This window comes from Leifsonia sp. AK011 (genome assembly GCF_013410945.1).
Classification (GTDB): Bacteria; Actinomycetota; Actinomycetes; order Actinomycetales; family Microbacteriaceae; genus Rhodoglobus.
The window spans coordinates 2966583-2993582 of sequence record NZ_JACCCH010000001.1 but is presented as its reverse complement, the minus strand read 5'-3'; the positions used below and the strand labels follow the sequence as shown (position 1 = coordinate 2993582).

Annotated in this window: 15 protein-coding genes, 1 tRNA gene and 1 other RNA gene; 14 read left to right on the top strand and 3 right to left on the bottom strand. The window is 67.3% G+C overall.

Translation table 11 applies throughout. The annotated features are described in order from the left end of the window. The 3 genes from HDC94_RS14360 to HDC94_RS14350 all read left to right on the top strand — a co-directional run bounded on the left by HDC94_RS14360 (position 1) and on the right by HDC94_RS14350 (position 9935). Positions 1–7014: a ThuA domain-containing protein gene (locus HDC94_RS14360; RefSeq protein WP_179498702.1), complete on the top strand. Its 7014-nt coding sequence runs from the start codon at positions 1–3 to the stop codon at positions 7012–7014. Positions 7015–7308: 294 nt separating this feature from the next. Next, positions 7309–8610 (top strand): ROK family transcriptional regulator, encoded by a 1302-nt coding sequence (locus HDC94_RS14355; RefSeq protein WP_308495741.1) that lies wholly within the window; start codon positions 7309–7311, stop codon positions 8608–8610. Between the two features lie 53 nt (positions 8611–8663). Continuing rightward, on the top strand, positions 8664–9935 hold the full coding sequence (locus tag HDC94_RS14350; RefSeq protein ID WP_179498700.1) for a saccharopine dehydrogenase family protein: 1272 nt from the start codon (positions 8664–8666) through the stop codon (positions 9933–9935). A gap of 14 nt (positions 9936–9949) precedes the next feature. Here the strand turns inward: HDC94_RS14350 and HDC94_RS14345 are convergent, their stop codons facing one another. Together HDC94_RS14345 and HDC94_RS14340 are read right to left on the bottom strand one after the other, a co-directional pair. Then, on the bottom strand, positions 9950–10579 hold the full coding sequence (locus tag HDC94_RS14345; protein WP_179498698.1) for a hypothetical protein: 630 nt from the start codon (positions 10577–10579) through the stop codon (positions 9950–9952). A 278-nt stretch (positions 10580–10857) separates the two neighbouring features. Continuing rightward, positions 10858–10945: transfer RNA gene (locus HDC94_RS14340), tRNA-Ser, on the bottom strand. Between the two features lie 57 nt (positions 10946–11002). Between HDC94_RS14340 and ffs the strand changes: the two genes are divergently transcribed. The 11 genes from ffs (at position 11003) to HDC94_RS14285 (ending at position 24289) form a co-directional block, all read left to right on the top strand. Next, positions 11003–11099, top strand: an RNA gene (ffs, locus tag HDC94_RS14335) — signal recognition particle sRNA small type. 170 nt (positions 11100–11269) lie between these two features. Continuing rightward, entirely contained in the window at positions 11270–13348 is a 2079-nt protein-coding gene (pta, locus tag HDC94_RS14330; protein ID WP_179498696.1) for a phosphate acetyltransferase, read from the top strand. After that, the gene (locus HDC94_RS14325) at positions 13345–14445 is read left to right on the top strand and encodes an acetate/propionate family kinase (protein ID WP_179498694.1); all 1101 of its coding nucleotides are present in this window, start codon (positions 13345–13347) and stop codon (positions 14443–14445) included. The genes pta and HDC94_RS14325 overlap by 4 nt, the downstream gene beginning before the upstream one ends. Before the next feature lie 310 nt (positions 14446–14755). After that, positions 14756–15511, top strand: a complete 756-nt coding sequence (locus HDC94_RS14320; protein WP_179498692.1) for a hypothetical protein — start codon at positions 14756–14758, stop codon at positions 15509–15511. 120 nt (positions 15512–15631) lie between these two features. Next, complete coding sequence (locus tag HDC94_RS14315) at positions 15632–18022, top strand: DNA polymerase III subunit gamma and tau (RefSeq protein WP_179499135.1); 2391 nt, start codon at positions 15632–15634, stop codon at positions 18020–18022. Beyond that, the gene (recR, locus tag HDC94_RS14310; RefSeq protein ID WP_179498690.1) at positions 18022–18618 is read left to right on the top strand and encodes a recombination mediator RecR; all 597 of its coding nucleotides are present in this window, start codon (positions 18022–18024) and stop codon (positions 18616–18618) included. Before HDC94_RS14315 ends, recR begins: the two co-directional genes overlap by 1 nt. Positions 18619–18890: 272 nt before the next feature. Next, positions 18891–20165 (top strand): aspartate kinase, encoded by a 1275-nt coding sequence (locus tag HDC94_RS14305; RefSeq protein ID WP_179498688.1) that lies wholly within the window; start codon positions 18891–18893, stop codon positions 20163–20165. A gap of 222 nt (positions 20166–20387) precedes the next feature. Then, positions 20388–21203: an alpha/beta fold hydrolase gene (locus HDC94_RS14300; protein WP_179498686.1), complete on the top strand. Its 816-nt coding sequence runs from the start codon at positions 20388–20390 to the stop codon at positions 21201–21203. Continuing rightward, complete coding sequence (locus HDC94_RS14830) at positions 21196–21768, top strand: TetR/AcrR family transcriptional regulator (RefSeq protein ID WP_179498684.1); 573 nt, start codon at positions 21196–21198, stop codon at positions 21766–21768. The genes HDC94_RS14300 and HDC94_RS14830 overlap by 8 nt, the downstream gene beginning before the upstream one ends. 227 nt (positions 21769–21995) lie before the next feature. Further along, a complete protein-coding gene (locus HDC94_RS14290; protein WP_179498682.1) occupies positions 21996–23057 on the top strand; it encodes an aspartate-semialdehyde dehydrogenase in 1062 nt (353 codons plus the stop codon). Next, positions 23054–24289, top strand: coding sequence for an MFS transporter (locus tag HDC94_RS14285; RefSeq protein ID WP_306457310.1), 1236 nt, complete (start codon positions 23054–23056; stop codon positions 24287–24289). Before HDC94_RS14290 ends, HDC94_RS14285 begins: the two co-directional genes overlap by 4 nt. 12 nt (positions 24290–24301) lie before the next feature. Here HDC94_RS14285 and HDC94_RS14280 read toward each other — a convergent pair whose 3' ends face one another. Next, entirely contained in the window at positions 24302–26908 is a 2607-nt protein-coding gene (locus HDC94_RS14280; protein ID WP_179498679.1) for an AAA family ATPase, read from the bottom strand. Positions 26909–27000: the final 92 nt, after the last annotated feature.

Sequence of the window (27000 nt, the reverse complement as noted above, 5' to 3'; positions counted from 1 at the left end):
ATGATCGCGGGGGTGATGGCCCCAGTATTTGGGGTTGCTACCGCTGCGAACGCGGCAGACCCGGACTTTAAGGTCCTGGTCTTCAACGAAACCGCCGGTTTCGTTCACCCGGAGATCGGGACCGCAACGACGACGATCCAGAACCTGGGTATCGCGAACAACTTCGCAGTCGACGTCGCGGCCACCTCGACGGGTGTCTTCACGGAAGAGAACCTCGCACAGTACGACGCTGTGATTTGGAACTCGACCACGGGCGATGTCCTGAACTCGACCGAGGAGGCCGCGTTCCAGGCGTACATCGAGGGTGGCGGCGGTTACGCCGGTCTCCACTCGGCGTCCGACACCGAAGACGCATGGACCTGGTACAAGGAGACGCTCGTGGGAGCGGACTTCAACAACCACCCCGCCAACCAGACCGCAACGATCAAGGTGGAGGATGCGACCAACGAGTCGACCAAGCACCTGACGAGCGACACCTGGACCCGCCTCGATGAGTGGTACAACTTCACCGCTGCTACCTTCAAGCGCTCCGACATGCATGTGCTGCTGTCGCTCGACGAGAAGTCGTACGCACCAGGTTCCGGCGCGATGGGTGCCGATCACCCGGTGGCATGGTGCCAGGACCGTGAGATCGCGGGAACCTCGCTTCGTTCGTGGTACACCGCGCTGGGTCACACCAACGCGTCGTACTCTGAGCCGGCGTTCGTGAACCACATCCTTGGTGGTATCAAGATCGCTGCCGGCGCTGTGCCCTCGGGCTGTGCCGCGAGCCAGAGTGCCAGCTATGACTTCGTGACGCTGGACGACAACACCGCGAACCCGATGGCGATGGACATTGCGCCTGATGGCACGGTCTTCTACGCAGAGCGTGATGGACGCCTGCGCCAGATCGACCCGGCCACGAACGTCACGACGACCGTCGTGACCCTGCCCGTGACCCAGGCCAACGAGGATGGGTTCCTCGGAGTGGTTGTTGACCCCGACTTCGAGAACAACGGTTGGATCTACCTGTACTACGCCCCGTCGGACGTTGGTTCGGATGGTCCGCACAACCGCATCGGTCGTTTCACCTACGACTTCGGAACCCAGACCGCGAGCCTGAGCTCTGAGGTCTCGGTCCTGAAGATCACGACCCAGCGCAACCGTTGCTGCCACATGGGTGGCGACATGGTGTTCGACACCGACGGCAACCTGATCCTGGCCGTGGGTGACAACACCGACCCGTTCGAGTCGAGCGGCTACTCGCCCATCGACGAGCGCTCGGGCCGTCAGGACTTCGACGCGCAGCGTACGTCGGGTAACACCAACGACCTTCGTGGAAAGATCCTCCGTATCCACCCGGAGCCGGATGGTACCTACACGATCCCGGATGGCAACCTCTTCGCTCCCGGAACGCCGCTGACGCGTCCCGAGATCTACGCGATGGGCTTCCGCAACCCGTTCCGTATCGGACTGGACCCGGCGAACAACCACATCATCGTGGGTGACTACGGCCCCGACGCCGGCTCTGACAGCGCCACCCGCGGTCCCCGCGGTGGAGTTGAGTGGAACCTGCTGACCCAGCCCGGTAACTACGGATGGCCGTACTGCCAGGGTGACATCGGTCCGAACAACAACGGTTGCTACATGGACTTCAACTTCCAGAACAACACGACCGGTGCAGCGTTCGACCCGAACGCCCTCGTCAACGACTCCCCGAACAACACGGGTATGACGAACCTCCCGCCGGTCATCCAGCCGACGATCAGCTACCCGAACAGCGGTAACACGACGGCCAGCATCGGCGCCAAGGCTGTTCTCGAGATCGGTGGCGGCGGTGGAGCACCCATGGGTGGTCCCGTCTACCGCTACGACGAGAACCTCGCCTCGGACACCAAGTGGCCCGAGTACTGGGACGGCAAGGGTCTGCTCGGTGAGTGGAACCAGGGAACGATGTACTCGGTGCAGCTCGACCGCACCAACAGCACGTCGGTCGTAGACATCAACCAGATCCTCCCGGCGATCTTCGACAACGGTTCCAGCAACGGTCTGTTCCGTCGTGCGATGGACTTCGAGTGGGGCCCGGATGGTGCCCTGTATGTCGTCGACTGGGGCTCCGGCTTCAACGGCAACAACAGCGACTCGGGTGTCTACCGCATCGACTACACGAAGGGCCGGATCTCCCCGATCGCTCGTGCGGCAGCCGATGTCACCACCGCAGCGACCGCTCCCCTCGAGGTGAACTTCTCCTCCGCTGGTTCCCAGCACCCGTTCGGTCTCGACCTGACGTATGCCTGGAACTTCGGTGACGGAGCGACGTCGACTGAGGCGAACCCGACTCACACCTACACGACGAACGGGCAGTTCAACGCCCAGCTCACCGTGACGGATGAGGAAGGCGGCACGGCGGTGGCGAATGTCACCATCGTGGTCGGTAACGAACTCGCCGAGCTCGAGATCACGTTCCCCGAGAACGGTGGATTCTTCGAGTGGGGCGACCAGGTCCGCTACGAGGTGAACGTCAACGACCCGGATGGCGTCGTCGACTGTGACAATGTCAGCGTTCTCGCTGCCCTTGGTCACGACACCCACAACCACGACTACGGCCAGCAGTTCGGCTGTGAGGGTTGGATCCAGACGGCTCGCGACGCAGGCCACGGCCTTGAGGCGAACCTGTTCTGGGTGGTCAACGCCACGTACAACGACGACGGCGGTGCCGCTGGCATCCCGCTGACGGCGTACGCGACGAACATGCTGAACCCGAAGACCATGCAGGCCGAGTACTTCGACCTGACTGGCCAGATCGGTGACTCGACCGCTACAGGTGTCGCCACGGAGACGACGACGGACACGCTCGGCGGAGGAACCAACCTCACGAGCATCGATGTCGGCGACTTCTGGGGCTACCGCCCGGTCAACATGGTCGGCATGGACAGCGTCGACATCCGCCTGGCCTCCGCGGCCGGGGGAACGATCGAAGCTCGCTTCGGCACGGGTGCAGACCCGGACCCCGCGACGGCGACCGTGATCGGAACGCTCAACTACACCGCAACCGGCAGTGCAACCACCTACGAGTACCAGACGCTGAGCTTCAGCAACGTGCCGACGGGAGAGGGAACCCTCTTCTTCGTCAACACGGCTGGTACCGCCAAGGTGAACTACTACCAGTTCAACGGTGAGGGCGTCGAGTCCAACTCGGCACCGACCGCAACGCTGACGGTGACCCCCACCGAGGGAGTCGCTCCGCTCAACGTGACCGCCAACCTCACGGACGTCGTCGACCCCGACGGCGGCGAGGGCGCACCGGTCACCATCGAGTGGGACGCAGGAGACGGCTACGCGGTGGGCACTGCTTCGCAGAGCTACACCTTCACGGAGCCTGACATCTACGTCATCCGCGCGCGTATCACCGACGCCAACGGTGCATTCCGTGAGCTCGAGCAGTCGATCGAGGTCAGCCCGCAGGAGATCGGCCAGTGCTTCCTCGGCCGTTCCGACGGGTTCGATGACACGATGCTCGACACCGACCGCTGGGACAGCAACGTCCGCACCAACCAGAACCTGGTTGTGTCGGATGGCGCGCTGAAGATCCCGGCAGCTATCGGTGACCTGTACCAGAACAGCACGCCTGTTTCGCCGAACCTCGTCCTCCAGGATGCCCCCGCGGGCGCCTGGACCATGGACACCAAGGTGACGATCCCGGCACGCATCGGGTACCAGCAGGCAGGTCTGCTCGTGTACGCCAACGACGACAACTACATCAAGTTGACGCTGCAGGCTCGCACGGGTGACGCCACTCCGAACGCCGCCACTCGCGTCGTCCAGATGGCGAAGGAAGACAACGGAACGGCGGCGGAGACCAACTCGCCCAACCTGACCGCGGCCTTCCCGGACACCGCCTACCTGCGACTCGTCTCCGACGGCACGACCCTCACCGGCTACTACTCGGCCGACAACGAGACCTGGACCCAGATGGCGGCGACCCGCACTCTGGCCGGCCTCACCGAGGGTCCGCTCAAGGTGGGTCTCTTCTCGAGCGGCTCGACCTCGACCCAGGCACAGGGTGCGCCCATTGTGACGGCCGAGTTCGACTGGTTCACCATCACGCCCGACGACACTGCAGTGGCGCCGGACCCGGATGACACGTTCGAAGGCGAGCGCCTCGACCCGTGCAAGTGGACCGTGCTGAACGAGAACGGCAACCTGTACCGCGTACAGGAAGGCAACCTCGAGATCGACACCACGTCGGCAGACATTGCCAACGCGACGGCGAACCCGATTCCCAACCTGGTGATGCAGGACCAGCCGGACGGAGACTGGGTCGTTGAGACCAAGCTCGACGCCACTGCGTTCGACCGTCAGTACCAGGCCGGCGGAATCATGGTCTACCTCGACGATGCCAACTACGTGAAGTTGTACGTGGAGCAGCAGAGTGCAACCGCCCGCCAGGTTGAGTTCCGCAACGAGCTCAACAACGCCATCGGTACCCCGTCCCCGAACATCACGGGAATGGGCACCACGACGTGGCTGCGCGTGGAGAAGATCGGCGACACGTACACCGCGTACTGGAGTGCAGACGGAGAGACCTGGACTCAGGTTGTCAACGCAGGCACCCCCGTCGTGTTCACCAACGCCGCCGTTTCTGGTGCCAAGGTCGGACTGTTCGCAGTCGGTACCGCGGCACAGGGCACGGAGAACCGCACCGCCAAGTTCGACTACTGGGAGGTTCAGGAGAACGGAGTTTCGTTCGACGTGGATGCAACGCTCACCCCGAGCGTCGCTGACGGCACCAACGGCTGGTTCAAGCAGGCCGTCACGGTGACCCTGGCGACCGAGGCTGGCGACCCCGAGGCGCAGGACTACATCGAGTACAACCTCGGCGAAGGATGGCTGGAGTACACCACTCCGCTCGTCCTGACCGACGACGGTGAGTACAGCGTGCAGTACCGCGCAAGCGAGGCCGGCGGAGCATCGACCGGCGAGAAGACGGTGACGGTCAAGATCGACGCCACTGTTCCGACCGCCGATGGATCCCTCGTGGTGGACCCCGAGGATGCCAATGACCGCACGCTCGAGATTGCTTCGGCTGACGCCACCAGTGGTGTCGCGTCGGTGCAGTACTCGAACAACGGTGGCGTCTCGTGGGCGACCTACACCGCTCCGGTCGCTCTGCCCCTCACGGGTCAGACGATCCAGGTGCGGGCAACGGATGCCGCAGGCAACGTCTCGGCTGTTGACACCGTTGAGGTGCCGGCGATCGTCGAGTGCGAGGATGTTGCGCCGAGCGACCAGTTCGATGGCACGGTGCTCGACGTCTGCCGCTGGACTGTCGTGAACGAGGACACCACCAAGTACCGCGTACAGGGTGGTTTCCTCGAGATCGACACGACTCAGGAGGACATCTACTCGGCTGGTGGAAGCATCCCGAACGTCGTCCTGCAGGATCAGCCCGCCGGCGACTGGACGATCGAGACCAAGGTTGACACCTCGGCCTTCGACCGCCAGTACCAGCAGGCCGGTCTCATGGTCTACGTCGATGCGGACAACTACCTGAAGTTCGACGTGGTGACGACCAACGCAGCCGACAGCGCTCTTTCGCGGAACTTCGAGTTCCGTCACGAGATCGCTGGGGCCGTTCAGAACCCGCAGAACAACGTGAGCGCAACGGCAACGGGAGGCATTGCGTACCTGCGTATTGCCAAGGTTGGCGACGTGTTCTCGGCCGCGTACAGCACCGATGGAGCGACGTGGACTGACTTCACGAACACCTTCACCGATGCTGCACTCTCTGCGAACGCGAAGGTCGGCGTGTACGCCCTCGGATCGGCTTCGGCCGGCACGGCGGGTAAGACGGCGAAGATCGATTACTTCACGGTGATCGGTTCTGAGGACGTCACCGACCCGACGGTCACGGCGAGCGTCTCCGGCCGCACGGTTACTCTGACGGCCGAGGACACCGAGTCTGGTGTCGCGTCCATCGAGTACCAGCTGTCGGGTGAGTCGACCTGGACCACGTACACGGCACCCTTCGAGGTGGCCGGTACTGATCTGGTGACCGTCTCCTACCGCGCAACCGACAACGCTGGCAATGTCAGCGACGTCGCGACCGTGGATGTGCCCGCGACCAACACCGACGTCACGGTTGACCGTGTCTTCGGTGCGAACCGCTACGAGACGGCTGTGGAGATCTCCGAGGCGTCGTACTCCGGTACGGCTCCGGTGGTCTACATCGCCAGCGGCGAGAACTACCCTGACGCACTGTCGGCTGGTCCGGCTGCTGCGCTCGAGGGCGGCCCGCTGCTCCTCGTCTCGCCCTCTGCCATCCCGGCAGTGGTGAGTGCGGAGATCACGCGCCTCGACCCGGCACGGATCGTGGTCGTCGGTGGTACCCCGTCGGTGGACGCAGCAGTGTTCGCCCAACTGCAGGGCATGGCCGACACGGTTGACCGTGTCGCCGGTGCCGACCGGTACGAGACCTCGCGCATGCTCGTTGAGTACGCGTTCGGTGAGACCGGTGCAGACCGTGCCTACATCGCGACGGGTAAGAAGTTCCCCGACGCGCTGGCCGCCGGTGGTGCTGCTGGTGCCTACGACGCTCCGGTGATCCTCGTCAACGGTGAGCTCGCCGACCTCGACGCAGCAACGGTGACGTTGCTCGGCGACCTCGGTGTCACCGAGACGCGAGTCCTGGGTGGCGCAGACACCGTCTCGGCAGGCATCTTCGCGGATGCAGACGCTGTGACTGACGCGGTCCGTCTGGCCGGTGCAAACCGGTACGACACGGCTCGGGCGATCAACGCTGACGCGTTCGACACCGCAGAGCACGCGTTCCTGGTGACGGGTCTTAACTACCCGGATGCGCTGGCAGGTTCGGCGTGGGCTGGTGCAGAGGGCGCTCCGGTGTTCGCTGCTACCACCGACTGTGTCCCGGGTGGTGTCCTCGATGACCTCGAGGCCCTCGGTGTGACGCACGTCACCCTCCTGGGTGGTGAGCCCTCGCTCAGCGCATCGGTGTTCGCACTGACGCGCTGCTAGGAAACAGCACAACCCCATAGTGTGATGGCCGTCGCGGCCGTCGGCAGGTGCCCAGCACCGGTCGACACCGCGGCGGCCATCCGCCGGTTAACCAGCACATTTACCCCTGTAGAGGGGTGTCGTGCGATAGGTTCGCCGTAGCGCGATACTCAGGGATCGTCAAGCAAGAGTGATAGTATTGTTGTCTCTCGCAACGACCGCGGGGTGTCGCTTGCGTAAGCGTGACCTTGCCAACCCAATCGGTAGGAAGATCGAACCGGTTTGCGCGGCGCTTGAGAGCGAGAGGAACGGGTCGTGTCATACAACGAACTGTCCTCACCCGTGCAGATTCGCGGCGCGAAGGCCTTCAAGGGCAACAATCTCGACGACGTCCGTCGCACCAATCTCTCCCTGGTTCTTGGTCTCGTTCACACCTCCGGTGCTGTCTCCCGGGCTCAGCTGACGCGCGAGTTGGGGCTCAACCGCTCTACGATCGCGGCCCTCGTGTCCGAATTGGTTGCCCGCGGACTCGTCGTCGAATCCAGTCCCGAGGCGAGCAGCCAGGTGGGTCGCCCGAGTCTCGTGATCACCCCGAGCCCTTCCATCGCGGCGATCACCATCAACCCTGAACTCGACGCCATCACGATCGGACTCGTCGGGCTCGGTGGCAAGGTCATCCGGAGGGTCCGCTACGACAATGTGCGCGTGCCATCCCCCCAGGAGGTCGTCAACGTCGTCAAGGCGGTCGTCGACGGCATGACGATGTCGGACTCCCGAGACCGCAACGGCCTGGCCGAGCAGGCGATCGGGGAGCAGCATGTGATCGGCCTCGGCCTTGCGATACCCGGCTTGGTTCGTGCATCCGACGGCATGGTGCGACTCGCGCCCCACCTAGGGTGGCGCGACGAACCGTTCGCCCAACAGCTCTCCGAGGCCACCGGCTTCCCGGTCGTCGGCGCCAACGACGCCATGTGCGGCGCGATCGCCGAGCACACCTTCGGTGCGGGGCGAGGGGTTGACGACATGATCTACCTCAACGGCGGCGCGAGCGGAATCGGCGGAGGCGTGATCGTCGACGGCGTGCTGCTCACGGGAGCCAACGGGTACGCGGGCGAACTCGGCCACACCCTCGTCAACACCAACGGCACCGCGTGCCACTGCGGGTCGTCGGGATGCCTCGAAACCGAGGTCTCGCGCAGGCCCCTGCTCGACGCGCTCGGCCTCGACGACAACGAATCGGAGCGGCTCGACGAGGCACTGAACGCCGCGTATGTTGCCGGCCCCTCGCCGGAACTCCGCGAGCTCGTGGAGCGCCAGGTGCGCTTCCTCATTGTTGCGCTGCGCAACGCCGCCAACGTCTTCAACACCCGCAGGGTCGTGCTCGGCGGGTTCCTCGGGTCGCTCTACGGTGTCGTTCCTGAGCAGTTCGCACCGATCGTCGACAAGAGCCCCATGATCGGCGGGGGAGCCGGGGTCGAAGTGCAGCGTGCATCCCTCGGCCCGAGCATCCTCATGGTGGGTGCGGCGGAGCTCGCCTTCGCACCTCTTCTCGCGGACCCCACGCTCATCGGATCGGCCGAGCGAACCCCCGTCGAGCGCGGCGCGCTGGCCACCTGAAGCGGCGATAATCCACCCGAGACGGATCGGCCTCCAGCCGCTAGCGTTGGGTCATGAAGATTCTCCTTGTGGGCGCCGGCGGAGTGGGCGACGCCATAGCCAAGATCGCAGCGCGTCGTGACTTCTTCGAGAAGATCGTGGTGAGCGACTACGACATCGCGCGAGCCGAGCGCACCGTGGCGTGGCTCGAAGCCAGGGGAGAGGCGCGCGGGCGGTTCGTCGCCGCGCGCATCGATGCCTCCGACCCGGAGAACGTGTCCGCCGTCGCGCGGGAACACGGTGCGACGCACGTCATGAACGCCGTCGAGCCGAAGTTCGTTCCCACGATCTTCGCTGGCGCGTTGGCGGCGGGCGCCGACTACCTCGACATGGCCATGAGCCTGAGCGAGCCGCATCCGACCGATCCGCTCGAGAAGACGGGCGTCAAGCTCGGGGACGACCAGTTCGCCCAGGCACCCGACTGGGAGCAGGCCGGTCGGCTCGCCCTCGTCGGCATGGGCGTGGAGCCGGGACTGAGCGACGTGTTCGCGCGGTACGCCGCCGATCACCTCTTCTTCGAGATCGACGAGTTGGGTACGAGGGATGGCGCGAACCTCGTCGTTCGCGACGAGGCGGGCAACGAGATCTTCGCCCCGAGCTTCAGCATCTGGACGACGATCGAGGAATGCCTCAACCCGCCCGTGATCTGGGAGAAGGACCGCGGCTGGTACACGACCCCGCCGTTCAGTGAGCCGGAGGTCTTCGAGTTTCCCGAGGGCATCGGCGCCGTGGAGTGCGTGAACGTGGAGCACGAGGAGGTGCTGCTCATGCCGCGCTGGGTCGACGCCAAGCGCGTGACCTTCAAGTACGGGCTCGGCAACGAGTTCATCGGCATCCTCAAGACGCTCCACCAGCTCGGCCTCGACAAGACAGAACCGCTGCGTGTGCGTTCGGCAGACGGCCCCGTCATGGTGGCACCTCGGGATGTCGTGGCCGCTGGCCTCCCCGACCCGGCGACACTCGGCCCCAGGATGACCGGCAAAACCTGCGCCGGTCTCTGGGTGACCGGGATCGGCACGGACGGCAACCCGCGCGAGGTGTACCTGTACCACGTCGCCGACAACGAGTGGACGATGGCGGAGTACGAGAGCCAGTGCGTCGTCTGGCAGACCGCGCTGAACCCCGTGATCGCGCTCGAGCTGCTGGCCAACGGCACGTGGAAGGGCACCGGAGTGCTCGGGCCCGAGGCGTTCGACGCCAAGCCGTTCCTCGAACTTATGGCGCTGTCGGTGGCCGAGGGTGGCTACGGGCAGGCGTGGGGGCTCGAGGACAGGCTCGCGCGCTAGCGAAGAACAGCCCGCTAGAAGTTCATGATGCTGGTCGCACCGATGGCGTGCATGATCCAGCTCATGCCGAGAAAGGCCACGCCGAAGGCGAGCACGATTCCGACGATGGCGAGCCACAGCTTGCCCTCGTACCAGTAGCCGGCACCGGGGTGCTGCGCCAGGAACTCCTTGGACGTCACCGGCGCGGACTCGTGGACGACCGGTGCGCCGATCGCCTCCGTGAGGGTGGCCATCGACTGTGCTGACCAGAAGGTTCCGTCGAAGCGCATCAGGGTGTGGCCGGTGGAATCCTTGAGGAGCATCTCGGCGTGGGAGTCCGAGGAGCCGGGGCGCCAGGTCTCGACCATGACGACGGATGCGACATCCTCACGCTGTACGACGGAGCCAGCCACGAACGACTGCTTCGTGATCGTGCTCTCGGTCACCTGGGCGAAGGCGCCAGTGTGGCGGACCCAGACGAGTGCCCCGACGCCGATCATGACGATCTGCACGACGAGCACCTGCCGCCATTCACCGCCCTGGGATGCCAGCCAGTACATCGCGCCGAAGAGGGGGATGCCGCCGATGATGGCGGCCGCAAGCCACGCACGGCCGAGGGAGCGGCGCGGGCGAACGGATACGACCGGAGTCGTGGTGCTGTCCACCCTCACCCCCCCAAATCAGATGCTGCTGACGCAAGCGCATTCAATATATCCACTAAAAGGTGAGGAGTTTGCACCCAATGCGGGGGTGTGGGGAAGGGGTCTGGGCGGCGGAGGGGGGAGGAGTCGCGCGGGTGGGGGGATTCGACTCCCACTGGAGCCGCCGGTCGATCGCTCGCGATCGCCCGGACTGCGCCAGCGGGGCCCACCTTCGGGGTTCTCATGCTGTGTTCCGGCAAAGAAATAGTGGGGTGCCGCATCGCGGCACCCCACTATTTCTTTGGCGGAGAATGGGGGATTCGAACCCCCGAGGGCTTGCACCCAACACGCTTTCCAAGCGTGCGCCATAGGCCACTAGGCGAATTCTCCAGAGCCGGTCTGCCCGCTGCCGGGAATGACCTCCAGAAATCATACCCGTACAATGGAGGTGGCTCCTCGCGTGGCGCCATCCAGGCCAACTCCCCCAGGACGGAAACGTAGCAAGGGTAACCGGGCTCTGGCGGGTGCGCGAGGGGTCCTTTCTCTTTTCGGGCACGCCGCCGCCCCTGCGGACACGCGGTGCTCCAGCCCCGCAACATCCGTCAGTTGCCCACTTCGGACAGTCCGAGGCAGAAAACACTGGCCGAAGTCGGCAACTCGCGGGGTGGGACTTACGCCCTGCGGTCGCTCAGCCCGCCCGCCTAGGCTGGAGCCGTGGCTCGTTCCATATACATCACGTCCGCCGAGGGACACTCGGGCAAATCCTCCGTCGCCCTGGGCGTGCTCGACACGCTCCTGCGCAGCGGCGAACGCGTCGGCGTCTTCCGGCCGATCGCGCGCTCCACCGTCGAGCGCGACTTCGTGCTCGACCTGCTGCTCTCGCGCGACGGCGTAGAACTCGACTACGACGACTGCATCGGCACGACGTACGAGGCGGTGCACGACGACCCCGACTCGGCGCTCTCGATGATCGTCGATCGTTTCAAGGCGGTCGAGCGGCGGTTCGACGCCGTCGTGGTGATCGGTTCGGACTTCACGGATGTCGCGTCCCCCACCGAACTCGCCTACAACGCCCGTATCGCGGCCAACCTCGGCACCCCCGTCCTCCTCGTGCTCACGGGCCGCGAGCCCGACGGCATCGCCCCGCGCACCGCGGACGACCTCCGCCAGGTCACCGAACTCGCCCTCCCCGAGCTCACCTCCGCCTACGCGACGCTCCTCGCCGTCGTCGTCAACCGCGCCGACCCGGGGATGCTCGAGCCCATCGTCAGCACCGTCGCCGCCGCGACCCAGGTGCCCGTCTGGGCGATCCCCGAGGACCCGCTGCTGGTCGCTCCAACGCTCGAGCAGCTCCTCACCGCAGTGGATGGCACGCTCCTCCAGGGCGACGGCGCACTCCTCTCCCGCGAGACCCTCGGTGTCGTGATCGCTGCGATGTCGATGGAGAACGTGCTGCCGCGCCTCGTGGAGGGCGGGGTGGTGGTGATCCCCGGTGATCGTTCCGAGATGCTCATCGCGGCGCTCACGGCCCATGCATCCGGAACCTTCCCGTCGCTCGCGGGAATCATCCTCAACGGCGGCTTCGAGCTCTCGCCCGTGATCACGCGGCTCATCGAGGGGCTCGACCAGTCACTTCCGATCATCACGACGGAGCTCGGCACGTGGGCGACGGCGCAGCGCATCTCGCAGGTGCGCGGGCAGCTCACCGCGACATCCCAGCGCAAGATCGACACGGCGCTCGCCCTGTTCGAGACGCACGTGGATGCCGCGCACCTCGTCGAGGCGCTCGGTGCTGGCCACTCGACCGCCGTGACCCCGCTCATGTTCGAGTACACGCTGCTGGAGCGTGCCCGGGCGCTGAAGAAGCGCATCGTGCTGCCCGAGGGAAGCGACGACAGGATCCTGCTTGCGGCGGGCACACTGCTCGCGCGCAGCGTTGTCGAGCTGACGATTCTCGGGGATGAGCAGGACGTGCGGGCGCGGGCATCCGCTCTCGGCGTCGACCTGTCGGGCGCGACTGTCACGAGCCCCTTCGACCCGGAGCTGCGCGAGCGCTTCGCCCAGGAGTACGCGCGGCTGCGCGCCCACAAGGGTGTGACCATCGAGGACGCCCGCGACATCGTGACGGATGTCTCGTACTTCGGCACCATGATGGTGCAACTCGGCCTCGCCGACGGAATGGTCTCCGGCGCCCAGCACACGACGGCGCACACGATTCGCCCGGCGTTCGAGTTCATCAAGACTGTCGACGGGGTGTCGGTGGTCTCGAGCGTGTTCTTCATGGCGCTGGAGGATCGTGTGCTCGTCTACGGCGACTGCGCCGTTGTGCCAGACCCGACCGCGGAGCAGCTGGCCGACATCGCGATCTCCGCTGCCGCAACCTCCGAGCAGTTCGGCATCGAGCCGCGCATCGCGATGCTCTCGTACTCGACGGGGGAGTCCGGCTTCGGCGCGGACGTGGACAAGGTGCGTGCCGCGACCGCGTTCGTGCGCTCGCGGCGTCCGGACCTGCTCGTGGAGGGCCCCATCCAGTACGACGCGGCAGCGGATGCCGCAGTCGCCCGCACCAAGCTGCCGGAGTCGCAGGTCGCCGGGCGCGCGACCGTGTTCATCTTCCCGGACCTCAACACGGGCAACAACACGTACAAGGCGGTGCAGCGCTCGTCGGGCGCGGTCGCGATCGGGCCCGTGCTGCAGGGCCTGCGCAAGCCGGTCAACGACCTGTCGCGCGGAGCGTTGGTGCGCGACATCGTGAACACGGTGGCGATCACGGCGATACAGGCCGCGTCATGACCCTCGCGTTCGTCGTCAACTCCGGGTCCTCCTCCATCAAGTGGGAGCTGCTCTCCGTCGAGTCTGGAACCCGCGAGGCCGGCGGCATCGTCGAGCGCATCGGTGAGGGCGGCACCGATCACGAGGGCGCGATGCGCTCGATCCTCGAGGAACTCGGCGACGTGCATCCCGACGTCATCGGGCACCGGGTCGTGCACGGCGGCTCCCTCTTCTCGGCGGCGACCCTCGTGGATGACGCGGTGCTCGAGTCCATCGAGACCCTCTCCGCTCTCGCGCCGCTGCACAACCCCGCCAACCTCGCCGGGATCCGCGCCGCCCGTGCCGCGTTCCCCGGGGTGCCGAACGTGGCGGTCTTCGACACCGCCTTTCACGCGCAGATGCCGCCGTCGGCATATACCTACGCGATCGACGCCTCCGTGGCGGAGTCGCACGGGGTGCGGCGCTACGGTTTCCACGGCACGTCCTACCAGTACGTCTCCGGGCGTGCGGCGGAGGTGCTGGGGCGTCCGCTGTCGGACCTCAAGCTCATCGTGCTGCATCTCGGTAACGGGGCATCCATCTGCGCGATCGACGGTGGCCGCTCGGTCGACACGTCGATGGGCCTCACCCCGCTCGAGGGGCTCGTGATGGGCTCGCGGTCGGGTGACGTGGATGCCGGCATCCTCTTCCATCTCGGACGCGCCGGGTTCTCGCTGCCCGAGCTCGACACCCTCCTCAACCGCCGCAGCGGAATGCTCGGACTCTCGGGCAAGACAGACATGCGCGACGTGCTCGCGGGCGTGGACGCGGGGGATGCCACGGCGACACTCGCGTTCGAGGTCTACGTCCACCGCCTTCGCCACTACATCGGTGCGTACCTGGCCGAACTCGGGGGAGCGGACGCGATCGTCTTCACCGCCGGCGTCGGCGAGAACGCGGCACCGGTACGCGCTGCGGCGCTCGCGGGATTCGAGTGGGCGGGCATCCACCTCGACCCTTCGCGCAACGCGGTGCGCGGCACAACCGTGATCAGCACCGACGTGTCGCCGGTGGCCGCGCTCGTCATCCCCACCAACGAGGAGCTCGAGATCGCCCGCCAGGCCGCGGCGCTGCTGTAGCTGTAGTCACCGCTCACTTCTCGTGAGTTGCCGACTTCGGCCAGTATTCTTCGCTTCCGACTGGCCGAAGTCGGCAACTCACGAGAAGTGGGCGGAGGTTATGCACAGCCCGGGAAGTACACGGGACGCACGAGTTCGCTCCAGAGAGACCGCGCGGTGCCGGATGCTACATCCCATGAACCAGCGGAAGCCGCTCCCCGAACAGCTGAGGCGAGGTCCCTTCCTCGTTCGAGACGGTGTGGCAGTTGTCGGCTCTGGAAAGCGCCTTCGCGCCTCAGACCTAGACCGCTCGATCTGGGGGACCAGGTTCGTGGGCGACCCCGATCTGATCGACCGCTGCCGCCTGTTCCAGACCCGGATGCCACGTACCGCGTTCGTCAGTCACGACACCGCAGCGCTGATCTGGGGGATGCCCCTTCCTCCGTGGCCTCGTCCATTCGTGCACATGTCCGTTCCGCGCCCCGAACGCGCTCCGCATGCTGCCGGGCTGGCCGGGCATCAGCTGGCTGTGGACCCCACAGAACTGACGACGTACCGCGGCGTTCGCCTGACGGTGCCCGCGCGGACATGGTTGGATCTTTGGGACCTGCCGCTCGGCGATCTGGTCGCCGCAGGTGACTTCCTCATCCACCACGATCGCGTCGTAGTCTCCCGTGAGCGAATAGAGGCTGCGCTGCGACACCGCGTGAGCCGACGCGGACTTCGCAAGCTGTGGCGTGCGCTCGAGTTGCTCAGTGATCGAGCGGAGTCACCGCAGGAGTCGCGACTGCGTGTGATCCTCGCGGAAGCGGGCTTCACTCTCCTCGCCAACATTCCCCTTTACGACAATCGGGGGCGATTCCTCGCTCGACCAGACTTGCGCATCGAGGAGCTCAAGCTCGTTATCGAGTATCTCGGCGACTATCACCGCGACAAGAGACAGTGGCGGGCGGACGTTACTCGACGCACGAGAGTTGAGGCTGAGGGATGGCGCGTGTTCGAGGTTGTGGCGGATGACCTGCTGGACCCGGATGACCTGGTCCGTCGCATCCGGGCTGCTGCGGCGCTCCCGCCTCTTCGCCCGTGAGTTGCCGAGTTCGGCCAGTGGGAAACGAAAGTCACTGGCCGAACTGGGCAACTCACGAGATCGGGACAGGAGCTGGGGATGCCCCGCCATAGCGTCGGCGGCGGCGACTACTGTGGGTACGTGGTTGCTGCCCTGTACCGCCGTTACCGGCCGGAGACGTTCGCCGAACTCATCGGCCAGTCGCAGGTGACCGATCCGCTGCGCACGGCACTCCGCACCGATCGCGTCAACCACGCGTACCTCTTCAGCGGTCCGCGCGGCTGCGGCAAGACGACATCCGCCCGCATTCTCGCCCGCTGCCTCAACTGCGCGGAGGGCCCCACCGACACCCCGTGCGGCGTGTGCCCGAGCTGCGTCGAGCTCAGCCGCGACGGCTCGGGCTCGCTCGATGTTGTCGAGATCGACGCGGCATCCCACAACGGTGTCGACGATGCACGCGACCTGCGCGAGCGCGCCGTGTTCGCGCCGGCCCGCGACCGGTTCAAGATCTTCATCCTCGACGAGGCCCACATGGTCACGCCGCAGGGCTTCAACGCGCTGCTCAAGATCGTCGAGGAGCCGCCGGAGCACGTCAAGTTCATCTTCGCCACGACCGAACCAGAGAAGGTCATCGGCACTATCCGCAGCCGCACGCACCACTACCCGTTCCGGCTGGTGCCGCCAGCGCAGATGCTCGACTACACGCAGGAGCTGTGCGACAGCGAGGGTGTGACGGTGGATGCCGGTGTGCTCCCGCTCGTGGTCCGCGCTGGTGGTGGCTCCGTGCGTGACACCCTCTCGCTGCTCGACCAGCTGATCGCCGGCTCCGAGCCGTCCGACGGGGACGACCCTTCGAGGGCCTCAGGGAGCGTGCGAATCGAGTACGAGCGCGCGGTCGCCCTGCTGGGCTACACGCACGGCGCCCTGCTCGACGAGGTCGTGGAGGCCATCGGCGCGCGCGACAACGGTGCAGTGTTCGCGGCTCTGGATCGTGTCATCCAGACCGGCCAGGATCCCCGCCGCTTCGTCGAGGACCTCCTCGAGCGCCTGCGCGACCTCATCGTGGTCGCGGCCACCCGCGGCAATGCGCAGTCGGTGCTGCGTGGCATCCCGCAGGACCAGCTCGACCGCATGACCAGCCAAGCGCAGGCCTTCGGCAGCGCCGAGCTCTCCAGGGCGGCGGATGTCGTGAACGCAGCGCTCTCGGAGATGACGGGCGCCACGAGCCCGCGTCTCCACCTCGAACTCATGGCCGCGCGTATCCTCGTGCCGTCCAGCGACGAGACCGACCGTGGCGCGCTCGCCCGGGTGGAGCGCCTCGAGCGCCGCATCGGTGTCTTGCCGGTCCCTGAGGAGGCGCACAGCGCCGTCTCGAAGGGCACCCCCGCGGCCAGCGCGACTGTCGCTCCGTCCGCCGCGACTCAGCCCGCGATGCCGGACCCCGCCCAATCTGCTGGTCGAGGAGCGGCGGACCCCGTCCCACCTGCTGGTCGAGGAGCGGCGGACCCCGTCCACTCTGCTGGTCGAGGAGCGGCGGACCCCGTCCCACCTGTTGGTCGAGGAGCGGCGGAGCCGCGTCTCGAGACCTCACCTCCAAGCACGACGGCCCACACGGATGCCGCGATCCCCGACGACGCCGAAGCCCCCGAGCCCGACGCGCCGGAGCCGACGGCCTCAGAAGCCGCGGGCTCCACTGAGCCGGCGGAGCATGGCCCCGCCGGGACTGGCGTCGCGGGATCGCTGCGCGATCCTCATAGCTCCAGCGCGCCGGTCACCATCCAGCAGGTGAAGGACGCGTGGCCCGAGATCCTCGAGGTCATCGAGAACGCCAAGCGCACCGCGTGGATGGTCGTCGCGACCGCCAAGCCGCTCGAGCTGCGCGACGGCAACGTGCTCGTGATCTCGTTCCCGAGCCAGAACGACGTGGTCGCGCTCAAGCAGCAGTCCGCACCGGGCGAGGGCGTCGGCGATCACCTCAAGAAGGCGATGGTGCAGGTGCTCGGCATCGAGCCGCTGCTCATCGCGCGCGTGGCAGAGACCCCCGAGAGCCGCGCGGCCGAGACGAAGAAGGATGCCCGGCCGACGGATGCCGCCCCCCAGCCAGCCACGTCATCGAGCGGGTGGACGGTCGCGAAGATCCCGGGCTCCAGTGACGCCGAGCCCGCTCCCGTCGTCGACATCAACTCGACCCCTGCAAGTCGTGCCGCGCGGCGGCCCGAGGCGCAGCCCACCCCTGGTGGTCGAGGAGCGGCGGAGGCTCCCGCCCCTGGTGGTCGAGGAGCGGCGGAGCCGCGTCTCGAGACCTCACCCCCGAGCAACGAGCGCCCGAGCGACGAGCGCCCCACCGACGCGAACGCCACCGACACAAACGCCAGCGCGCCATCCGAGCCCGCGGAGGCCCCGGCATCCAGAACCAAGGCCGCACCTCCCGCACCCTCGAAGTACGGCGAGTCCGTGGTTCGTGACGTGCTCGGCGCCACCTTCATCGAGGAGCAGCCCTTCACCCCGCGCGTGATCCCGAGGGACGACTGATGTACGACGGCATCGTCCAGGAACTCATCGACGAGTTGGGCCGCCTCCCCGGTATCGGCCCGAAGTCGGCGCAGCGCATCGCGTTCCACATCCTGCAGACCGAGAGCTTCGACGTCACGCGCCTCAGCGAGGTGCTGAGGGACGTGCGCGACAAGGTGCGCTTCTGCGAGATCTGCGGCAACGTCACCGAGGAGCAGACCTGCTCGATCTGCCGCGACCCGCGGCGCTCGGCGGCCACGATCTGCGTGGTCGAGGAGGCCAAGGATGTCGTGGCCATCGAGCGCACCCGCGAGTTCAAGGGTCTGTACCACGTGCTCGGCGGTGCGATCAGCCCCATCGACGGCATCGGCCCGGACGACCTGCGCATCCGCCAGCTCCTCACGCGTCTCGCCGACGGCACCGTCACCGAGGTGATCATCGCGACCGACCCCAACCTCGAGGGTGAGGCGACGGCCACCTACCTCACGCGCCTGCTCGTGCAACCGGACCTGCGGGTCACGCGCCTGGCATCCGGTCTCCCCGTCGGCGGCGACCTCGAGTACGCCGACGAGGTGACCCTCGGCCGAGCCTTCGAGGGCCGCCGCCTCGTGGAGTAGCGAGCCCCGCGGCATCCCAGCGCGAACCCCTTCTGCCGCCCAAATGCAGGAGATCGGCGCGACCTGATGCGCAGTGGGCACTGCTCACGAGACGGATGCTACGAATCTCCTGCATTCGGGATGAGCGCGGCCCGCGACCCTCTCCATCATCCGGTGCAGCACCCGCAATCGAACCAACGGGCAGCGAGTCCGCCGCAAGTAACACTCCGTCACGAACCGATAGAATCGCTCCTTGGGCCTTCGCACGGCCCGTGACCCACACAGGAGTACCCATGAGCTTGATCGTCCAGAAGTACGGCGGCTCGTCTGTTGCCGATGCGGAGAGCATCAAGCGAGTCGCGAAGCGCATCGTTGAGGCACGCAAGGCGGGCAACGACGTCGTGGTCGCCGTGAGCGCGATGGGCGACACGACCGACGAGCTCATCGATCTCGCCCACCAGGTCACGCCGATGCCCGACGCCCGCGAGATGGACATGCTCCTCACGACGGGCGAGCGCATCTCCATGGCGCTCCTGGCGATGGCCATCAAGAGCCTCGGTGTGGATGCCCGCAGCTACACGGGCAGCCAGGCCGGCATGATCACGGATGCCCGCCACGGCGCCGCACGCATCGTTGACGTGACCCCGGTCCGCCTCCGCGAGGCGCTGGACGAGGGCGCGATCGCGATCGTCGCAGGTTTCCAGGGGTTCAACCGCGACTCGAAGGACATCACGACCCTCGGCCGCGGCGGCTCCGACACGACCGCGGTCGCGCTCGCGGCGGCCCTGGGAGCCGACGTCTGCGAGATCTACACGGACGTCGACGGCATCTTCACGGCCGACCCCCGAGTGGTCCCGAAGGCGCACAAGATCGACACCATCACGAGCGAGGAGATGCTCGAACTCGCAGCGGCCGGGGCGAAGGTGCTCTACATCCGTGCTGTCGAGTTCGCGCGCAGGCACGGGGTGACGCTGCACGTGCGGTCATCCTTCAACAACAACGAGGGCACCTGGGTCGTCGATTCGTACGATGCAACTAAGGGAGACACGGTGGAAGAACCGATCATCACGGGCGTAGCTGGCGACCTGAGCGAGGCGAAGATCACGGTGGTGGGCGTTCCGGACGTTCCGGGCAAGGCCGCCGAGATCTTCACGGTCGTGGCATCCACCGGTGCCAACATCGACATGATCGTGCAGAACGTGTCGATGGCTGCCACGGGCCTCACCGACATCTCGTTCACGCTGCCGAAGGCGGAGGGCGAGAAGGTTCTCACGGCGCTGCGGGCGAACCAGGATGCCGTGGGCTTCCAGTCCCTTCAGTACGACGACCAGATCGGCAAGCTCGCCGTGGTGGGCGCTGGTATGCGCACGAGTGCCGGGGTTTCGGCGCTGCTGTTCCAGTCGCTGTCGGATGCGGGCATCAACATCGAGATGATCTCCACCAGTGAGATCCGCATCTCGGTGGTCACCCGCGCGGACACGCTGCAGGAGGCGATGCGCGTGGTGCACACCGCGTTCGGTCTCGACGGCGAGGCGGAGGCCATCGTCTACGCGGGCACGGGTCGCTAGGAAGCCGCGGCGAAGCCCGGCCCTTCTTCTGTGGGTTGAGTAGCCGCGGCGAAGCCCGGCGTATCGAAACCTCACCCACGCCACCGGTGTTGTTCGTTGGTGAGGTTTCGATGACGGCCGCTGCGCGGTCCTACCTTCGCCCCAAGCTCCAGCGCGCCACTCAACCCCCCGGAATCCCCAAAAGCTATTGACAATAGCCAAAAGGGAATACACAATAGCTTCATGACCACCCCACCCACCCAGTTCCTCACTCGCCCCGAGGGCAGGATCGCCTACGACCTGCAGGGCACCGGCCCGCTCCTCGTGCTCGTGCCCGGCATGGGCGAGCTGCGCTCCACCTACCGCTTCCTCACGCCGCTGCTCGTCGCGGCCGGCTACACCGTCGCCACCACCGACCTCCGCGGTCACGGTGAGAGCGACACATCCTTCAGCTCCTACGGCGACCCCGAGACCGCGAGCGACATCGCCGCCCTCATCGAGAAGCTCGGCGCACCCGCCACGATCGTCGGCAACTCGCTCGCCGCGGGCGCCGCCGTGATCGTGGACGCGACCCACCCCGAGCTCGTCGACGGCCTGGTGCTCGTTGGCCCGTTCGTGCGCAACCCGCCGTCGAACCCCGTCATGCTCGTGCTGTTCCGCGCGATGATGGCGCCGCTCTGGATCGCCCCCGTGTGGAAGTCGTACATGCCCACCCTCTATGCCGGCACCAAGCCGACCGACTTCGACGAGTACCGCACCGCGGTCTTCGAGTCCCTCCGCCGCCCCGCCTACGGTCGTGCCTTCTCGCTCACCACGCGCCAGACCAACCACGACCCGGCCGAGGCCGCCCTGAAGGATGTCACGGCTCCCGCCCTCGTCATCATGGGCGACCGCGACCCCGACTTCAAGGATCCCGCCGCGGAGGCCCAGTGGATCGGGGAGGCCCTCGGCGCTGAGGTCGTGATGGTGGCGGAGGCCGGCCACTACCCGCAGTCGCAGCATCCGCAGGTCACGGCCGACGCCGTCATCGGCTTCCTCTCGTCGGTGACCAGTGCCTAGGGTCGGGCTCACGCGCGACCGCGTGGTCGAGGAGGCGGCGGCGATGGTCGCCGAGCTCGGCCTCGCGCAGCTCACGCTCGCGGGCCTCGCGGGCCGCCTGGGCGTGAAGCAGCCGTCGCTGTACAAGCACATCGCCTCGATCGCCGAGCTGCGTCGCGGGGTCGCGATCCTCGCGCTCGATGACCTCGGCGGCACCCTGCTGCGCGCCGCGGCTGGCCGGTCGGGCGCCGATGCGGTGGTCGGGATGTCACGTGCCTACCGCGACTGGGCGCTCGAGAACCCCGCGCTCTACGAGGCATCCCAGCTCATGCCGACCGCGGGCGACGACGAGCACGAGGCAGCCACACTCGCCGTCGTGGAGACCGTCGCGAACGTGCTCGCTGCCTACGGTCTCGACGGCGACGACTCGGTCGATGCGATCCGCGCGTTCCGCTCGATGCTGCACGGCTTCGTCACCTTCGAGGCGATGGGCTCCTTCGCGATGAGCGCCGACGTCAACCGCAGCTTCGAGCGCATGGTGCACGGTTTCACGATCGCCCTCGCCCAGTGGAAGACGCCCTCGTAGCGGGTTGAGTACCCGCGGCGAAGCCCGCCCCCCTTCTGTGGGTTGAGTACCCGCGGCGAAGCCCGGCGTATCGAAACCTCACCCACGTGACCGATGTTGTTCGTAGGCGAGGTTTCGATGACGGCCGCTTCGCGGGCCTACTCAACCAGCAGACACCACCCAACGCTGGCAGCATCTCACCGCCCTCTGTCCGTAACGTTCTCACCACCCGTGAAAAGATGTATCCCATGACTTCACAGCAGGGCATCCGTATCGGCGTCGTGGGCGCTACTGGCCAGGTGGGCGCCGTCGTGCGTCAGCTTCTCGAGGAGCGCGACTTCCCGGTCGCCGAGATCCGCTACTTCGCGTCCGCGCGCAGCGCCGGCACCACGCTCCCGTGGAAGGGCGAGCAGATCGTCGTCGAGGATGCCGCTACCGCCGACCCGACCGGGCTCGATGTCGCCATCTTCTCCGCCGGCGCTACCACGAGCAAGGCCCAGGCCCCCCGTTTCGCGGAGGCCGGCGTGCTGGTCATCGACAACTCGTCGGGCTGGCGCATGGACCCGGACGTTCCCCTGGTGGTCAGCGAGGTCAACCCGCACGCCATCAAGCAGGCGACCAAGGGCATCATCGCCAACCCCAACTGCACCACGATGGCGGCCATGCCGATCCTCAAGGTGCTCGATGGTGAGGCCGGCCTCGAGCGCCTCATCGTCAACACCTACCAGGCGGTCTCCGGTGCCGGCCTCAAGGGCGGCGAGGAGCTTCTCGCCCAGGTGAAGGCGGCCGTCGAACAGGATGCCATCGAGCTCGTGCACGACGGATCATCCGTCGACTTCCCGGCCCCTGCCGCATTCCCGAAGACGATCGCGTTCGATGTGATCCCGCAGGCTGGCAGCTTCGTCGACGATGGCCTCTTCGAGACCGACGAGGAGAAGAAGCTCCGCAACGAGTCCCGCAAGATCCTCGAGCTGCCCGAGCTGCTCGTGAGCGGGCTGTGCGTGCGTGTGCCCGTGTTCACCGGTCACTCGCTGGCGATCAACGCCGAGTTCGCGAACCCGCTGACGGTCGAGCGCGCCAAGGAGCTGCTGAAGGATGCCCCGGGCGTCGTGCTCACGGACGTCCCGACGCCTCTCGAGGCCGCCGGCAAGAACCCGAGCTTCGTGGGTCGCCTGCGTCAGGATGAGGGTGTTCCGAACAACCGTGGGCTCGCCATGTTCATCAGCAACGACAACCTCCGCAAGGGCGCAGCGCTCAACGCGGTGCAGATTGCCGAGCTGGTTGCGGCCGACCTCACGGTCAACGCCTGAACCACTCCCCGGCACCCACGCGCGGGTGGGGCCTGCTCGTAGGCCTCGCCCTCGTCACGGTCGCGCTCTTCGCCGCGTACAACGGCGTGCTGTCGGTGCTGTTGCCCCTGCAGGTGGCGGGTATCGCACCGGACGACAAGGTCGCGTCGCTGGCGCTGATCACGTCGGTCTCGTTCGCGGCGACGGCGCTCGCACAGCCCCTGTTCGGTGCGTTGAGTGATCGCACGCGGTCGCGGTGGGGGCGTCGCATCCCGTGGATGGTGGCGGGGGCGGTCGTCGGTTCTGCCGCGCTTGTCGCGATGGGCGGAGTGCAGTCGATCGCGCTGCTTGTCGTGCTGTGGGCGGTGGCGCAGTTCGCCCTCAACGGCACCGATATCGCCTCCTCGGTCTACCTCGTGGATGCGTTCCCCTCGGAGAGGCGCGGCAGGGTGGCCGGCGTCTTCGGTATCTCCGCGATCGCGGGTGGTGCGGTCGGTGCTGTGGTGGCCGGGATGCTCGGCTCCTCGATTGCGCAGGGCTACGTGCTGTTCGCCGCAGCCGTGCTGCTGGGTGTCGCGCTGTTCGTGGTGGTGTTCCGCGAGAGGCAGCCTGTCGCGCAGGAGGCACCGGAGCCGTTCGCGTTGGGGGCGTTTCTTCGCGCCTTCTGGGTCAGTCCGCGGCGGCATCCCGACTTCGCGTGGGTACTCGTGTGGCGGGTGCTCTTCACGGTCGGGTACGGGGTGGTGCAGAGCTTCCTGCTCTACCTGCTCACCGACCACGTCGGGGTGACGGCGGAGGCCGCTCCCGGCCTCATCGGGCTCGTGACGGTGGTCGGCGGGGTGGGCGTGGTGCTTGCCGTGGTGATCGGCGGGTGGGCCAGTGACATCCTGGGTCGGCGCAAGCCGTTCCTCATCGCGGCGTGCGCCCTCGTGGCGGTCGTCGATGTTGTGGTGTTCGCGGCGCCGACGGTGGGTGGCATCTTCGCCCTGGGGGCCGCGCTCGGTGTCGGCTTCGGCCTCGCTGTGGCGTGCGGAACTGCGCTGGCGAGCGACGTGCTGCCCGACCCCACCCGGGGTGCCGCGAGGGGTCTCGGCGTCTTCAACCTGGGCACCAATGTCGGCCAGGCGGTGGCGCCACTGCTCGCCGCCGTGGTGATCTCGAGCCTCGGCGGCTACGCGTCGCTCTTCGTCGCGAGTGCGCTCATCATGGTTGTGGCGACGGGCACCGTGTTCGCGATCCGCGGGCAGCGCTAGACCACGCAGCCGCTAGCCTGCGCGCGTGCGCGAGACCCGATCGTCGGGCTCGGTGAGCAGCCCGTGTAGGCCAGCAACCCCGAGCGCCTCCGACCGCGACCCGACCTCGAGCTTGCGGTAGATCTGCCGCAGGTGGCTCTTGACGGTATTGGCCGACACACCCAGTTCCGCAGCGAGCTCGTCGATGCGGCCGGTCGTCTGCAGCAGAGCGAGCACGCGCAGTTCGGTCGCTGTTAGCGACCAGTCCCTGGTCGGGGCGGGGGAGGGGTCTGGCACCCCGTCGAGCAGCTCCTGGTGAGGGATGCCCGAGGCCTCCAGCACCGCGACGACGTCGTGCCGCGGCACCGCGAGCCAGGGCCGCCGAAGGCCGTAGCGGGTCATGAGTGCCATCGCGCGTTCGACGGCGGCCTTGGCATCCGTCGCCTGCCCGAGGCGGTGGGATGCCACGGCAACAACAAGCAGGGCCTCAGCCTTGGCGCGCGGCAGGTTCTCGCTCGACCAGGCGAGCGGCGCCGCGAGACCGAGCGCGTGGTCGGTGTTGCCGAGCGCAAGCTCCACGCGCGCTCGCACGATCTGGGCTGCCGCAACTCGACGCAGCGGCGCGAGTACCTCCGCTGCCCGGTGGGGCTGGCGGTCCGCGAGGAGCAGCTCGGCGCGGGAGGTGGTGAGCAGCGCCATCATCGAGGAGCTCGTGGGCGGTCGGTCGGCGTGGGCATCGATGTTCTCCGCGAGCGCCTGGAGTCCGACGTAGGGGCGACCCTCGACGAGTGCCGCGAGGGCACGCACGCGCGCGATGAGCGGCCAGTGCTCGATGGTCGCCTCGTGTTCGGCGAGGAGGTCGAGCTGCTCCCGGGCAGCAGCACCGTCGAAGCCCTCGAGCGCCCGATACGCCTCGGCGAGGTGGTAGCCGGCAGCCGAGAACGAGCCTCGCCACTCCGCCGGTCGTTCGCGCTCGGCGGCCGCGTCGAGCCGGGGCGCGAGCGTCGTGATGTCGCCGCGCATGGCGATGATGAGATCCTGCAGGCTCTCGGCGTGCAGCCGTGCGCGTGGGGTGATGCGGTCATGCCCGAAGTCCAGGGCTGCCGCCAACGCCTCCTCTGCGCGGCGGGGCTGCTCGTTGTAGATGTAGGTCGTGGCCACCTGCACCCAGGCGCGGGGGAGCAGCCCCCGCAGGGCGTCCCTGTCGTCGTCGCTGAGGAGCCCGAACGCGGTCACGAGTTTGTCGGCGGTCTTGAGCGCCTGGTCGAAGTGCCCGCTCACGCGCTGGGCGGCGAGCAGCACAAGCAGCAGGCTGACCCGATCGATGGGTTTGCCGCGGCCGAGGCGCGCGAAGGTCACCGCGGTGGCGAGGCTCACCATGCGAGCGAGCGCCGGCAGACCCACGCGTCCGCGGGCGTACGAATCGAGGAACTGGATCGCGAGCAGTTCGGGATGCCGCCTCAGCTCGCCCTCGTCGACGGTCGCGAGTATCCCGGCGAACACCCCGGGCGGAAAGATCAGTTCGGCGTAGTAGCGGCGCAGGTGGCGAGTGAGCGCCTCCCCATCGTTGATGGCGGCGTACTGCCTAGCCATCTCCATGAGGTCCCGTCGCTGCTCGAGCTCCCGCGCGTACGCCCGTCGCACCTCGGCGACCTCGCCCGGTCGGCGCGCGAGAAGCTGCTCCTCCAGGCGGGCGCGAAGGTAGGGGTGCAGCATGAATTCGGAGGCACCCGCGCCATCCGACCAGGTTCCGAGTCCGTCGCGTTCGGCGCGGGCGAGGTGGTCATCGGCCTCGGTGCCTCCGACCTCGACGGCGAAAGCCCTCGTCACTCGACGCGCCACGGAGATGCGCAGCAGGAACTGCGCGTACCCGGAGTCGTCGAGAAGGTCGACGACGAAGGTATCGCCCACCCCGTGCACACGGGCGATCGCGTCCTCGACGGTGGCTGCTGTTCCGTCCCGCAGTTGGAGAAGGGTCGCCCGGGTGGGGAGCGCCCAGCCAGCGAACTCGCGGGTGATCTCGGCAGCGGCATCCGGCATCGTGAAGAGCTCGGCGAGGGCGGTGACTTCGCTTGCGCCGAGGGCGAGATCGGCGGGCAGCATCACGCCGGTATCGACCCTGGCCATGGCGTCCGGCTCTTCGAGGGCGCCCACCCTGCGCGTGGCGAGCACGAACCGCACGGGTGCGTCACTGCGCAGCAGCCAGTGCACGTCGTCGGCCACGGCATCCGGTGCCTCGTGAAAGTCGTCGAGCACGAGGGTGACGGGCTCGGGTAGGGCAGAGAACCCCCGCTGCAGCAGCGCCCGAAGCCGCGGCTCGACCTCGGGTGATGTGTCGATGCCCCGCAGGAGGGACTCAGTGGGCACCAGTTCGGCGTCAAGCATCCCGTCGATGACCTGCCGCCAGAAGGTCAGTCGATCGGCCGCCGATCGATCGAGCGCGATCCACACGCCGCGTCGATGGTGCTGCTGCGCCCAGAGAGCTAACAGGGTCGACTTGCCGCTGCCGGCGGCGCCGCGAACGATGAGCAGCGGATGCCCGGACTCGCGCTCCACGCGTGCCACGAGCTCTTCGCGAGCGACGAGCAGCGAGGGCAATCGGGGCACGAACGCGATGCCGTCAACGTTGCGGTGTGGCACGCAAACCTCCCCAAGGTCGTTGAGCCGCTCGCTTGATCGTAACCGCTCGGCGCGTTCTCACTGATCAACCCATTATGACCCCCGAATGGGGT